Source organism: Microbacterium sp. bgisy207 (assembly GCF_057706855.1).
This window is the reverse complement of sequence record NZ_JBYIPB010000005.1, coordinates 157,582-170,449: the sequence shown is the minus strand read 5'-3', so window position 1 is coordinate 170,449 and position 12,868 is coordinate 157,582. Positions and strand designations below refer to the sequence as shown.

15 protein-coding genes are annotated in these 12,868 nt (G+C 69.4%); 9 read left to right on the top strand and 6 right to left on the bottom strand.

Annotated elements, in window-relative coordinates; all coding sequences use genetic code 11:
- The first annotated feature begins 42 nt into the window (after positions 1 to 42).
- Positions 43 to 483, top strand: a complete 441-nt coding sequence (locus tag AC3ENO_RS06505) for a DUF3054 domain-containing protein (protein WP_434969819.1) — start codon at positions 43 to 45, stop codon at positions 481 to 483.
- 4 nt (positions 484 to 487) lie between these two features.
- The gene (locus AC3ENO_RS06500) at positions 488 to 1,135 is read left to right on the top strand and encodes an LON peptidase substrate-binding domain-containing protein (protein WP_434969818.1); all 648 of its coding nucleotides are present in this window, start codon (positions 488 to 490) and stop codon (positions 1,133 to 1,135) included.
- 24 nt (positions 1,136 to 1,159) lie between these two features.
- Here the strand turns inward: AC3ENO_RS06500 and AC3ENO_RS06495 are convergent, their stop codons facing one another.
- The 4 genes from AC3ENO_RS06495 to AC3ENO_RS06480 form a co-directional block, all read right to left on the bottom strand.
- Positions 1,160 to 1,657, bottom strand: a complete 498-nt coding sequence (locus AC3ENO_RS06495) for a DUF427 domain-containing protein (protein ID WP_434969816.1) — start codon at positions 1,655 to 1,657, stop codon at positions 1,160 to 1,162.
- Positions 1,658 to 1,935: 278 nt separating this feature from the next.
- Positions 1,936 to 2,838, bottom strand: coding sequence for a helix-turn-helix transcriptional regulator (locus AC3ENO_RS06490; RefSeq protein WP_434969814.1), 903 nt, complete (start codon positions 2,836 to 2,838; stop codon positions 1,936 to 1,938).
- Positions 2,839 to 2,908: 70 nt separating this feature from the next.
- The gene (locus AC3ENO_RS06485; protein ID WP_434969813.1) at positions 2,909 to 3,964 is read right to left on the bottom strand and encodes a zinc-dependent alcohol dehydrogenase family protein; all 1,056 of its coding nucleotides are present in this window, start codon (positions 3,962 to 3,964) and stop codon (positions 2,909 to 2,911) included.
- A 41-nt stretch (positions 3,965 to 4,005) separates the two neighbouring features.
- A complete protein-coding gene (locus tag AC3ENO_RS06480; protein ID WP_434969811.1) occupies positions 4,006 to 4,380 on the bottom strand; it encodes a hypothetical protein in 375 nt (124 codons plus the stop codon).
- A 114-nt stretch (positions 4,381 to 4,494) separates the two neighbouring features.
- On the opposite strand from AC3ENO_RS06480, the gene AC3ENO_RS06475 reads away from it, so the two are divergent.
- The 4 genes from AC3ENO_RS06475 to AC3ENO_RS06460 all read left to right on the top strand — a co-directional run bounded on the left by AC3ENO_RS06475 (position 4,495) and on the right by AC3ENO_RS06460 (position 8,636).
- Positions 4,495 to 5,580: an AAA family ATPase gene (locus AC3ENO_RS06475; protein WP_488185766.1), complete on the top strand. Its 1,086-nt coding sequence runs from the start codon at positions 4,495 to 4,497 to the stop codon at positions 5,578 to 5,580.
- Positions 5,581 to 5,662: 82 nt separating this feature from the next.
- On the top strand, positions 5,663 to 7,480 hold the full coding sequence (locus AC3ENO_RS06470) for a pyruvate kinase (RefSeq protein WP_434969808.1): 1,818 nt from the start codon (positions 5,663 to 5,665) through the stop codon (positions 7,478 to 7,480).
- Positions 7,481 to 7,565: 85 nt separating this feature from the next.
- Positions 7,566 to 7,970, top strand: coding sequence for a hypothetical protein (locus AC3ENO_RS06465; protein ID WP_434969806.1), 405 nt, complete (start codon positions 7,566 to 7,568; stop codon positions 7,968 to 7,970).
- A gap of 90 nt (positions 7,971 to 8,060) precedes the next feature.
- Positions 8,061 to 8,636, top strand: a complete 576-nt coding sequence (locus AC3ENO_RS06460; RefSeq protein ID WP_434969805.1) for a beta-class carbonic anhydrase — start codon at positions 8,061 to 8,063, stop codon at positions 8,634 to 8,636.
- Positions 8,637 to 8,667: 31 nt separating this feature from the next.
- On the opposite strand, the gene AC3ENO_RS06455 is transcribed toward AC3ENO_RS06460, so the two are convergent.
- Positions 8,668 to 9,099, bottom strand: coding sequence for a YchJ family protein (locus AC3ENO_RS06455; RefSeq protein ID WP_434969804.1), 432 nt, complete (start codon positions 9,097 to 9,099; stop codon positions 8,668 to 8,670).
- A 108-nt stretch (positions 9,100 to 9,207) separates the two neighbouring features.
- On the opposite strand from AC3ENO_RS06455, the gene AC3ENO_RS06450 reads away from it, so the two are divergent.
- From AC3ENO_RS06450 to AC3ENO_RS06440, 3 genes are all read left to right on the top strand, one after another.
- The gene (locus tag AC3ENO_RS06450; protein WP_434969803.1) at positions 9,208 to 9,777 is read left to right on the top strand and encodes a hypothetical protein; all 570 of its coding nucleotides are present in this window, start codon (positions 9,208 to 9,210) and stop codon (positions 9,775 to 9,777) included.
- 104 nt (positions 9,778 to 9,881) lie between these two features.
- Positions 9,882 to 10,580, top strand: a complete 699-nt coding sequence (locus AC3ENO_RS06445; RefSeq protein ID WP_434969802.1) for a hypothetical protein — start codon at positions 9,882 to 9,884, stop codon at positions 10,578 to 10,580.
- Positions 10,581 to 10,627: 47 nt separating this feature from the next.
- Positions 10,628 to 11,554 carry a 5'-3' exonuclease gene (locus AC3ENO_RS06440; protein ID WP_434969801.1) on the top strand — a complete coding sequence of 309 codons (927 nt, stop codon included), beginning with the start codon at positions 10,628 to 10,630 and terminating at the stop codon, positions 11,552 to 11,554.
- On the opposite strand, the gene AC3ENO_RS06435 is transcribed toward AC3ENO_RS06440, so the two are convergent.
- Positions 11,526 to 12,821: an MFS transporter gene (locus AC3ENO_RS06435; protein ID WP_434969800.1), complete on the bottom strand. Its 1,296-nt coding sequence runs from the start codon at positions 12,819 to 12,821 to the stop codon at positions 11,526 to 11,528. The genes AC3ENO_RS06440 and AC3ENO_RS06435 overlap by 29 nt on opposite strands.
- Positions 12,822 to 12,868: the final 47 nt, after the last annotated feature.

Below are 12,868 nucleotides of genomic sequence, written 5' to 3'. Positions count from 1 at the left end.
AGAGAGCGGCGGGCACATCGGATCGCCGGGCAGACTGGATGCATGAGTTCAACCCCAGGACCGCTCCGAGAAGCGGCGGTCACGCCCTCGCCGCGTATCGTCGCTGCCGCCCTCGCCATCGATGTCGCCCTCGTCGTCGTCTTCGCCGCCATCGGTCGCGCAAGCCATGGGGAAGATGTGATCGGAGTCGATGGCCTGGGGCTCGCGCAGACCAGTTGGCCGTTCCTGGTGTCGCTGCTGGCCGGATGGCTGGCGATGCGGTTGTGGCGGTTCCCCCTCGCCATTCTCGGCGCGGGCGTCGCCGTGTGGCTCTACACCGTGATTGGGGGGATGCTGCTGCGGGCGATCAGCGGCCAGGGCGTGCAGACCGCGTTCGTGATCGTTGCCTCGATCGTGCTGGCGCTCTTTCTCGTCGGCTGGCGCGTCGTGGTCGCTCTGATCACCAGGATCCGGGCCCGGCGCAGCGAATCGCTGGTTGACTGAAAGCATGGCGGATGTCGCGATGTTCCCGCTCGGGACAGTGTTGTTTCCCCACACGCCGCTTGCGCTGCGCATCTTCGAGCAGCGGTACCTCGTGATGCTCGGCCGCGTGCTGGACGACGAGGAACCGTCGTTCGGCGTCGTGCTCATCGAGCGGGGCAGCGAAGCAGGCGGCGGGGACCAGCGGTTCTCGGTGGGGACGATGGCGCGGATCCTGCAGGTGGATCCACGCGCGGACGATCTTCATGTGATCGCCGTGGGCGGCGCGCGCGTGGCCGTGGACGAGTGGCTCGACGACGACCCCTATCCCGCCGCATCCGTCACCCCGCTCCCCGAGCTCGTCTGGCATGACGAGCTCGCGCCGCTGCACTCCCAGGCCGAACAGATCGTGCGGCGGGTGCTCGCGCGAGCGGCTGAGTTCAACGACATCCGCTGGGACCCCGACGTCGAGATCTCGGATGATCCCGTGGAATCGGCCTGGCAGTTGGCCGCCATCGCTCCCCTCGGTCAGATGGACCAGCTGCGCCTGCTGCGCGCGAGCACTCTGGGCGGACTGCTGCGGGATCTCATCGACCTGACCCTCGAGGCGGAGGTGCTGCTTACCGCGGGCCCCGACATCGACGACGTCGGCGACATCCAGCTCGGCGGTCGCTGACCGCTCCTCGCCCCTTCGTCGCCGTCACCAGCCCCCTGACCCGGGAACTCCCTTGAAGGGGCCCCGGATCTCGCTCGTGACCCACCCGCCGTAGAAAGTTCCGGGCTGCGGCTGCACCACATCCCCGTCCACGGTGCAGCGGTCCATCGGCGCGGGGTACAGCGCAATACGGCCCACGAGGTCCTCGAAGCCATGGGAGGGGTCTGCGTACGTCCATGCCACGCGGGGGGCGACGCGATCCCCGACCGTGACGTCGAAGTAGCTGGCTCGCCCCTTGAACTCGCAGAATGTCGTTCCCTCGGCGGCAGTGAGGACCCCGTCGGCGACGTCGGCGATCGGCAGGTAGTAGACGGGAGGATGACTGGTCTCGAGGACGCGCACGACGTCACGGGTGTCGACGATCACTGCGCCACCGAACTCGACGACGACGCGGCGGTCGACGTGCTCGAGACGCGGTGGCCGAGGATAGTCCCAGACCGACTCCTCACCGGGGCCGACGGGTTCGCGTTCGGGCCTGCGCATGGTTCCAGCGTACGGTCACCGGAACACGAAAGCTTCAGCTACGCGAAACGTCGTATGGCCATTTCAGCGACGTTCTCCTAGCCTCGGAGGCGGAGGGGAGCGTCACAGTATCGGGATCGTCGTGGGTCCCTGATCCTGACGCTCGCGGACTGCACCGGCGGGATTGTCACAGACGTCGACGCCCGAGCCGACCGACACGACCGCCGGTGCAGTATCCGAGGGGCACAGCAGGTGCGTGCGACGCACCCCGCGTGACGACCGCGCCGGGGCGTCGTGTCTCAGCGCGCGAGCACCGGGTGGGCGAGGATGCCGGCCGCTTCGGGGTGGACCACTCGCATCACCGTGGCAGCGACGGCAGCGCGGCTGGACACGCCGAGCGTCGCGTGCACCGCTTCCAGGTGCTTGCGCACCGTTCCTGGCGAGATCCCCAGCGACAGGGCGATCTGGGAGGTGGCCGCACCGCTTGCCACCATGAGTGCGATCTCGGATTGGCGCGTCGTCAGACCCGCGGCCCGCAACAGCTTGTGGGCGCGCAACTGGGCGTCGTCGATCGTGAGACCGTCGCGCGGGTCGACGTCGATCGGAGCCGGGAGCCCGGCGGGTGCGCCGGCCGGCCTGGCCTCCGCGACCGGCCACGGGCTGCGCCCGGCCGCTCTGCGGACGAGCCGATAGCTGTTCTCGAGAAGAGGGGCGATCGTCGCGAGCACGGCGGACTCTCGCTCACCGCAGGGATGCTCGGCGGCGCAATCGATCGAAATGACGATCGATGTCCCCTCGACGGTCGGGAAGATGAGGACGACCTGCCGACGCACTCCATTCGGCTCGTAGAACGCCCGGTACAACTCCGTGTCGGCGAACGCGGAGTCGGCTCCGTCGATGCTCCACGACAGCGGACCGACGCGCTCGCCCGCGACGAGGCGCTCGAACAGCGGATGCTGCCAGGCGTACTTCTCGAAGGCGGGTCCGTACTGGGCGATCCACCCGGGAGGGAACGGCGGCGCGGGCTCGGAGACGACGCGGCGACCCGCCGCGTCCACTTCGGTGCACGAGGCACCCCGGCACGGCAACAGCTGGTACAGGCCGGCACTTACCCGGGTGGCGTAGTCGCGCGTGTCCTGTGAGGACGCGACCGATTCGAGGACGGCGAGGATCGCCGCGTAATCCTCCGCCTCGAGTTGCATCCGAACATTGTTACAGACAACCTCTGCGCCCCACGCGACGAAGGTCCCGCCGGTCGACTCCGAGGTGACCTCAAGACTCCGGGCGCAGCAACACCTTCGTCGCGCGTCGCTCGTCCATCGCGGCGTACGCGTCGGCGACCTCGCTGAGCGGGAGCTCCAGGTCGAAGACCTTCCCCGGTTGGATCGAGCCCGATCGGACATCCGGGAGCAATTCCTCGATGTATCCCCGCACCGGAGCCACACCACCGACGACACCCACGTTGCGGTTGAACATGTCACGAACCGACAGCTCCGGACCGCCCGCGGGCACGCCCACGAATCCCACGCGCCCACCCGGGCGGGCGGAGGCGAGGGCCTGGTCCATCGACTCCTTCGTACCCACGCACTCCAGTACTCGGTCTGCGCCGACACCCTGAGTGAGTTGACGAACCGCCATGACCCCCTCGTCGCCGCGTTCGGCGACGACGTGTGTCGCACCGAACTCCCACGCGAGCTCTTGACGCTGCGGGTTGCGCGACATGGCGATGATCTCCGAAGCGCCGAGCCGCTTCGCGGCGATCACCGCGCACAAGCCCACCGCGCCGTCCCCGACGACCACGACAGTGTCACCTGCCCGCACGCCCGCGCTGACGGCGGCGTGATGCCCGGTGCCCATGACGTCGGCCAGCGAGAGCAGACCGGGGATCTCGTCATCCGTCACCGGGCCGGGCACGGCGACGAGCGTTCCGTCGGCCAGCGGCACGCGAACGCGTTCGCCCTGGCCGCCGTCGGCAAAGCCGCCGAACCGGTCGTCCTGGCCCCACCATCCGCCGTTCAGACACGACGTGCTCACGCCGTTGCGGCAGTTGATGCAGGTGTTGTCGCACACATAGAACGGGGCGATCACGAAATCGCCGGGGCGGATCCGCTCGACGTCCGCGCCGACATCTTCGACGACGCCGATGAACTCGTGTCCGATGCGGTGAGGCTGCTCAGTGGGCGCAATGCCGCGATAGGACCAGAGGTCCGAACCGCACACGCACGCGGCGACCACACGAACTATCGCGTCACCACCGGTTGACAGGATCGGGTCCGCGACGGTTTCGAGTCGGATGTCTCGGGCACCATGAATGACGGTCGCACGCATACGTCGAGACTATGCCCGCGAGTGGCCTCGCGGGCATACCGTCATTCCTTCTCGGAGACCTCGACCGTGAAGGTGACGTCCTGGATGCCGCCGTTGCTGTTCGAGAGCACAACCTCGGTCGTGCCGACGCTCAGCGCCGTGACACCGGGGTTGAACGTCGCCGATCCGTCGGTGTAGCCGGCCACGAACTCCGCGACAGCGGGGTCGGCGACCTCGCCGCTGTAGCTGTCGACGGCCAGATCGCCCGTGTTGATGTTCAGCACCTGCCCGACGACCAGGTCGACCGTCTCGCCCTGAAGATCGCCGGCGTCCATGGTCACGGGCGCAATGACGGACTCGCTCTGCGTGCAGCCGCTCAGCGCGATCGATGCCGCGAAGATCCCCACCACAACTGCAGTCAATGCTCTGGTTCTCATAGCTGTGAGTGTGGCAGGTGCGAGAGTTCCCTGTGGTGAGAAACGCCAGAACCGCGCTAGAACTGTTATCAAGCGTCGCGGCGACGACCCGCGCCGACGGCGCAGGGAGGGATGATGCGCGCGACGGACTCGTTGTCCATCCGCGGGCTCGTGGGTCTGGCGAAGGCTGAGGCCAAGCGCTGGGGCTCTGACCACGCGACCGTCACGCACGCCGCGTCTGCATTCGCACAGAACTGGCCCGGCGAGTTCGGCGATGCGTTCGGCAGCGACGGCGAACAGCTCGTTCACCGCCTTCTGGCCGCGGAACAGACCGTCGGCAATGAGGCCGAGGTGCGCAACATGATCACGGCCTCCCCGGATGCCGCCGCCCTGGCGATGAGACTCCACGCCGCGCTGCGCGGCGACCTCGCCGTCGCCGACCTGCTGCCTGAGCAGGGCGCACCCACCCGGGTCCGCACCGAACAGACCCCGGGACTGGATGCTGCGGGCGGGTCTTCGCCGCAGAAGCGAACCGACCCGTTGGCCGGCCTCCTGCGCGGACCCGAGGCCCTGAACGCCGCCGCGTACCTGTTGAGCGATCAGCCGCTGATTCCCGCTCTCGTCGGTCGACGCGGATGCGGGAAGACGAGCCTCGCCGCCGAGATCGCCCGTCTCCTGCTCGACCTCGACGATCCTCTCCCGACGCTGTTCTTCGACCCGGGAACCACCGTGGACGGCGAGCCGGCCATGCTGCTGCGCGACACTCTGTCCGCGCTGACGCGGCGCACCGTCGTGGTCGTCGAAGACATCGACGAGCTGGCGCGCCTAGGCACGACGGAACCGGACGTGTCGATCCTTCGGGAGATTTGGCAGTCCGAGCGGTTCCCCCTCGCGCGCCTCGTGGTGACGGTGACTGCGCCCTACGAGAAGCGGATCGCCCAGTTCTACGGCGCCCTGGCGGACCGCCTCGTCATCCTCGAACTGCAGCCGTGGGACGAGAACCTCGTTCGAGGTCTGGTCGTCCCGGTCGCCACCCACCTGTCCGAGCAGTACGGCGTCGTCATCGATCACGCCGCGATCGAGGCTGCGCTCCAGCCACCGACCGACAGCGACACTCTCGGTCATCCGGGCCTCGCGATCGCCCGTCTCGACGTCGCCTGCGCGCGCGTCATGATCGCCGGCCGACGCACGGTGACCGTCACCGACGTCACCCCCGGCTGAGCGCCGGCACAGGGCATTTTCACGACTCGACCCCTGCCGCGCCGGGGCGCGCGGAGCTAACGTCACAGGTGGAGGTCCGACGATGCTCGACGATGCTCGATCACAACGGCTCATCTCGCTTCGCACCGAATTGCTGCGCCTGCGGTCGGCGGCGGAGGACGCAGAACGCGCGGCATCCACGCTCCTCTCCCGCGTGCACGCGGTCAACGCCGCCGGCGCCGCCAATCTGGTGCGCTATGTCGCATTGCGATCCCAAGACCTGCGCGATCTGCAGGACCGCCTCACCGCCGAAGGGCTCTCCTCGCTGGGTCGCATGGAGTCGGACGTGCTCCGCAACCTCGACGCCGTGCTCGGCACGATCGACGCCGCTCTCGGGCAGGCAGACACGCACGACCGGACCCACCAGGGGTCGGATGCGTCACGGCAGACCCCGGCCCCGCTGCGTGTCCACACCGCGGCGCTTCTCGGCGGCACCGCCGAGGATCGTCAGACCCGAATCATGGTCACGATGCCGACCGAGGCGGCGAACGACCCCGCGCTGGTCGCGAGGTTCGTGGCCGCCGGAATGGATGTCGCGCGCATCAACTGCGCGCACGACGACGCGCAGGCGTGGTCACGGATGGCGCAGCACATCAGGAACGCCGGGCCCGGCATCCGTATCGCCGCCGACCTGGCCGGCCCGAAGCTGCGAACCGGACCGCTCGCACCGGGGCCGCGCGTGGTGAAGGTGGCGCCGACACGCGACGCCCTGGGGCGGGTGGTCGAGGCGGCCTCCGTATGGCTCGTCGCGCAGCCCGCAGGCGGCGACGACCCCGCTGCCGGCGAGGTCCCGGTCACGGATGCCGAGTGGATCGCACGGCTGCGGATCGATGACACCGTCGAGTTCACCGACACCCGGGGCCGCTCGCGCTACATGACCGTCGTGGAGCGTCGGGAGGGAGGCGCCCGCATCGAGGGCGACCGCACCGCCTACATCGGCACGGGAACGCTGATCGACGTGGACGGTCGCGAGACCCAGGTGGGTGTGCTGCCGCCGGTCGACCAGGCACTGCGCATCCATCCCGGAGACATCATCGAGCTGCATCGCGGCACCGAGCCGGGCTCCACACGCGACGGCCGACACCGCGTGGGGTGCACGCTGCCCGAAGCACTCGATGCGATCCGCGTCGGCGATCGCGTCCTGTTCGACGACGGCAAGATCGAGGGGTTCACGCGCGCCGTCGGGACGATCGCGGGACAACGCGTCGCCGACGTGCAGGTGACGCTCGCCTCGCCGAAGGGCACGAAGCTGCGCGCCGAGAAGGGCATCAACCTGCCCGACACCGACCTTCCGATCTCGGCGCTCACCGATGACGACCTGCGCGACCTGGATGCCGTCGCGGGCTTTGCCGACATCGTGCAGCTCTCGTTCGCACGCTCCCCCGCCGACATCCGGCGGCTCTTCACGGAACTCGACGCCCGCGACGCGGGGCACCTGGGCGTGGTCGTCAAGGTCGAGACGGTGCGTGCGTTCCGCGCCCTGCCCGACATCCTCCTCGAGCTCATGCGGCGCCCGCGCGTGGGAGTCATGATCGCGCGGGGCGACCTCGGCGTCGAAGCCGGCTGGGAGCGGCTCGCCGAAGTGCAGGAAGAGATCCTGTGGCTGTGCGAGGCCGCGCACCTTCCGGTCATCTGGGCGACGCAAGTGCTTGATTCGCTCGCCGGCAGCGGTGTCCCGACCCGCGCCGAGGTGACGGATGCCGCTGCCGGCGAGCGTGCAGAATGCGTCATGCTCAACAAGGGACCGCACATCGAGGAGGCCATCGAGGCGCTCGACGACATCCTGCGGCGGATGCACGGCCATCTCGAGAAGAAGCGCCCCCTGCTGCGACGCCTACGAGCCTGGTCGCACGAGGGCTGAGCGCCGGTCGAGCTCTGCGCCGACCGGGCAGGAGCGCCGCCGAAAGTCGGTCGAGCGCAGCCCCCGGATGGGGCACACTGTGTCCATGGATGCTGCGCCGACCGAGTTTGCGGCCACCCTCGTCGCAGACACCGCGACCACCAAGCTCGATGCCCTGGCGATCATCGCCCGCGCCGCGGGAGGCACGATCACGGATGCCGGAACCCCGCGTGTCGCGATCGCCCTGCCGTCGGGCGCCCGCGCGGTGATCGAGATCCCCAAGTTCGGGGAACCGCCGCCGCTGACGGTCGACGTGTTCTCGGACGAGTCGCTCACTGAGGCTCGAGCGCAGGCCGACGCGTTGCGCCAGAGCATCGCTGCAGCAACCGGCTGGGAGGTGCGGCTGCTCCCCCACCGCCGCAGGTCCGAGGCGCCAGTCACGGGCACCGCCGAGCACCAGCCCCCACTCGACACCAGCCCGGACTCGTCACGAGTCCGGCCGCAACTGTGACGTCACAGATCGTCACGAGCAGTCACAGAGCGCCGCAGCACGCGCGCGGCACCTAACGTGGGGTCGTTGCCCATCCACCCGAGGAGTGCCATGTCCGTTCTTTCCGAGGTGCTCGACGCCAACGAGTCCTATGCTTCCGCCTTCGACAAAGGTGATCTCGCCCTGCCTCCCGCGCGTCAGTTCGCGATCCTCACGTGCATGGATGCACGCTTGGACCCCGCGAAGTACGCGGGTCTGAGTGAGGGCGATGCCCACGTCATCCGTAACGCCGGCGGTCGCGCCTCCGACGATGCGATCCGCTCGCTCGTGATCTCGTACAAGCTGCTGGGCACGAAGGAGTGGTTCGTCATCCACCACACCGACTGCGGCATGGAGTTCTTCACCGACGAGGTCATCCGGGGTCTGCTGGCCAACTCCCTCGAGACCGCCGAGCTCGGAGCCGACGGCTTCCGCGACGTCGGCGAGGGTCCGGGCTCTGCCGAGGCTGCCTACATCGATTGGCTCACCATCAGCGACCAGGCGCAGGCGGTCGTCGACGATGTCGCCCGGATCAAGGCGCACCCGCTCGTCCCGGCGAGGATCCCCGTGTACGGCTACGTCTACGACGTACGCACCGGGCGTCTGGTCGAGGTGCCCGCGGCGACCGCGGCAGGCGCCGCCGCCTGAGCCGTACACATGCTGCCGGCTCCGGCATCCGTCACAGGATGTCGGAGCCGTCCGTTTCTGCGTCGAGGTACCACCAGCGACCGCCGGCGAACTGGAAGCGGCTGCGCTCATGCTGCTCCCCCGACTGCGCGCCGTGACGCCAGCTCGCGCGGAACTCGACGATCCCCTGAGTTCCGCGTGCGGCGGGAGTGTCGACGATGCGCAAGCCCACCCAGCGCACGTCAGGGTCGATGTCGACGCGTTCGGGTCGCGTGCGGGGGTGCCACGTGTCGGCGAGATAACGCGTGTCACCTGTCGCGAACGCGCTGTACCGCGAGCGCATCAGCCGCTCCGGCGTGGGGGCGGGCGCACCGCGGTGCAGCGGCCCGCAGCACCGCCCGTAGGTCGACCCGCTCCCGCACGGGCAGGGACTCTCCTCGGTGGGCCGACGGATGCCGGACTGCGCGGCCGATCCGAAACTCATTCTTGAAGTCTAGGAATCGCGCCGTCGCGTCCCTCCCCAGCCGGGGCGTGATGACGCGGGGTGTGGATAACAGATCGCACCCGGATGCCGCGGGCTACCGTGGTCGACATGACCCGTCGCCCTCACCCGCCGCGATCCGCATCGGTCGTGATCGCAGCGCTGGTCGCGACAGCGCTCATGACGGCGACGCTCACCGGGTGCGGGCCCGCAGCCCCCACCCCGACCCCGACGCCGACGGGGTTCGCGAGCGAGGAGGAAGCGTTCGCCGCCGCCGAGGCCACGTATCGGGCGTACGTCGATGCCCTCAACCAGGTCGATCTGAGCGACCCGACCACCTTCGAGGAGGTCTACCGCTGGACGACAGGCGATGCCAATGCAGCTGTGCGGGAGTCTTTCTCGCAGATGCACGCGGACAACTGGTCCGTATCCGGTGACAGCATCGTCACGCTTGTCGAACCGATCGCCGTCCGAGATGGTTCCGACGAAGTCGCCCTCGCCGTCTGTCTTGACGTGTCAGACGTGCAAGTTACCGATCCGATCGGCGAATCCATGGTCTCGCCATCGCGCGGGCAAGTGCAGACGATGACAGTAACCGTGGAGCGCTCCGAAGCACTACCGACGGAGTTCACCGTCGCGCGGATCGAGGGGCGCGAAGGTGAGCCAGCATGCGGACCGTAGCTGGCGCGACCATACTCGCGGCTGTCCTCGTGGCGACGGGAGGCATCGCGCAAGCAGCCGCGGCCACGAGTCAATGTGGCAGCGAGTGGATCAGCCAGTGCTCCGTGTCAAATAGCGGGAGCCAGGTCGACGTCGGCGGCACTGCCCACCATCCCGGCACGGGCGGCGGCAACGTTTCCGGTGGCAGCGGCTCCGGTGGCGGGGGCTCCCGCGGCAGCGGCTCGGGAGGTGCCCCCGGATCCGGCACCGGCGGTGAGGCATCCGCCGATGAGGAATGCCCCGACATCGGCTGCCGCGGAGGCTACTCCGTCGTCCTCTATCCCGACGTGACGATCGACGACCTCGCGAGCTTCGTTCCTGCGCGGCCGACCCTCGGTGGCGAGCCCGCCGGTTTCGGCGTCGTGGGGATGCCGACGAACCTCGTCGCAACGGCATCCACCCACAGCCTCACGGGCCCGCTCCTCGGGTGGGACGTCAGCGTGCGGTTCCGCCCGGTCGGATTCGTCTTCGATTACGGCGACGGCGCGACAGTCCGCACCACGACGGGCGGCACGACGTGGGCCGCCCTCGGGCTCCCCCAGTTCAGCCCGACCGCCACGAGCCACGTCTACCGGGAACGCGGCACCTACACGGTGCGCCTGACGCTGCAGTACGCGGCGGACGTGGACTTCGGCAGCGGCTGGCGGCCCGTATCCGGCTACGTGAACGCGCCGGCGCCGCCCTACACGCTCGAGGTGCTGGACGTGCGAACTGCGCTCGTGGAGCGCACCTGCACCGAGAACCCCGGCGGCCCCGGCTGCTGACCGGCTTCGCACCGCAGCCCTCGCCCGCGCCGTGTCAGGATGGGCCGGTGACCGAACGACTGATGCTGCTCGACTCCGCGTCGCTGTACTTTCGCGCGTTCTACGGCGTGCCGGACACGGTCAAGGCGCCGAACGGGATGCCCGTGAACGCCGTCCGCGGATTCCTCGACATGATCGCGAAGCTCGTGACGGCCTACGAACCCACCCACCTCGTGGCCTGTTGGGACGACGACTGGCGCCCGCAGTGGCGCGTCGATCTCATCCCGTCGTACAAGACGCACCGTGTCGTCGAGGTCGTCGCCGGCGCCCCTGACGTCGAAGAGGTGCCCGATCCGCTCGAGGTGCAGGTGCCCCTCATCCGGGAGGCGCTCGCGACCCTCGGCATCCCGATCGTCGGCGCCGCCGAGCACGAAGCCGATGATGTGATCGGCACGCTCGCGACCACCGCCACCATGCCCGTCGACATCGTCACCGGCGACCGGGACCTGTTCCAACTGGTCGACGACGAGCGCGGCATCCGGGTCATCTACACGGCACGCGGCATGAGCAACCTCGAGCTGGTCACCGACGCCACCGTCGTGGCGAAGTACGGCGTGCTGCCCCACCAATACGCGGACTTCGCGACCCTGCGAGGCGACAGTTCGGACGGACTGCCCGGCGTCGCGGGAGTCGGCGAGAAGACCGCCGCCGCGCTCCTGGCGGCGCACGGCGACCTCGCCGGGATCATCGCCGCCGCCGAACGGGGCGAGGGGATGTCCGCGGGGGTCCGCGCGAAGATCCTCGCCGGAGCGGACTACCTCGCCGTCGCGCCGGCCGTCGTCGGCGTCGTCCGAACCCTGGGTCTGCCCCAACCGGATGATCGCCTGCGTCCGCTGGATGACACCCAGCGCACTGCGGCCGTCGAACTCGCCGAGACGTGGTCGCTCGGCAGTTCGGTGGCCCGCGTCATCGAGGCGCTCGCCACGACGCGGTGACGGCAACCAACAGCAGCACGCAGTAGGCGACGACGACCGCAAGGGATGCCACCAGGACGGCATCCCACCCCCCGGTCGCTTCGTGCAACGCGCCCATCGCGGGTGCGGCAAGCGCTGCAACCCCGTACCCACCGCCCTGCACGAGGGCCGACATCCCCGCGGCTTCCGCATCCGACCGGGCGATCGCGACCAGCGTGCTGAAGATCACGACGAACCCGCCCGCATGGCCGATGGCGCCGAAGCTCAACCACACCGCCGCCCACTCCGGTGCCACGAGCATCCCGACGGTGAGCAGGAGCCACGACACGCAGATCGCCACCGCGGGAACGATCCGCGGTGTGAAGCGGGCAAGCAGCGGCACGACGAACGCGCCGACGACGGCGACACCGTGGAAGAACGCCGTCAGCCCTCCCGCAGCGGCGGCGGTGACTCCGAGGTCGTCGGCGATGAGCGTCGGCAACCACGTCGCGAAGCCGTAGTACACGGCTGCCTGCCCCGCGAACGCGAGAAGAAGCATCCACGGCACCGGATGCCGGAACATCGAGCCACCCCGAGCCGCGCCGCGAGCAAGCGGCACCGGGACGGGCCCGGTGAGGGCGTCCGCTTCCCGCTCCCCGACGGATGCTGCACTCTCCCGCGCCGCACCCGAGAACCGTTCGCCCCACAGGTCGCCCTGGGCGGCTGACCGGCGAAGGTGCACACCCCACAGGAGCATCCCGGCGACCGTGATCACCGACCAGGCGAGCAGCGCACAGTTCCAACCGATCACGGCGGCGATCGGCACGGTCAACAGCGATGTCAGCAGCGAGCCGGCGTTCAATGTCGCGACGTAACCCGCCGTGACCAGCGCGACCCGCTCGGGGGCGACGTCGCGGCGGATGATGACAGGGATCACGACGTTGCCGACGGTGATCGACGCGCCGATCACGATCATTCCCGCCAGCATCCACCCGAAGCCGGGGACCGCGCGCAGCAGCGTCCCGATCAGCACTCCCGTGAGGGTGATCATGAGCGCCAGCTCCGCACCGGCACGACGGATGACGAGGGCCGCGACCGGGGTGAGCAGTGCGAACATCAGCACCGGCGCTGTGGTCAGCAACCCCGCGGTGGCCGCCCCGATGCCCAGATCGGTCTCGATCTGCCGGAGGACCGGAGTCGGTGAGACGATGGGACCGCGAAGACTGAGCGCGGCGACCAGGATGCCGGCGACCACGAGCCCCGCAGCGCCTCCCGCGGCGCCAGAGGGGACACGTCGATCGGCAGCCACCCGTCGAGTCTAGGTCGCAGAAGCGGGCGTCCTCCGCCGCCGAAGTT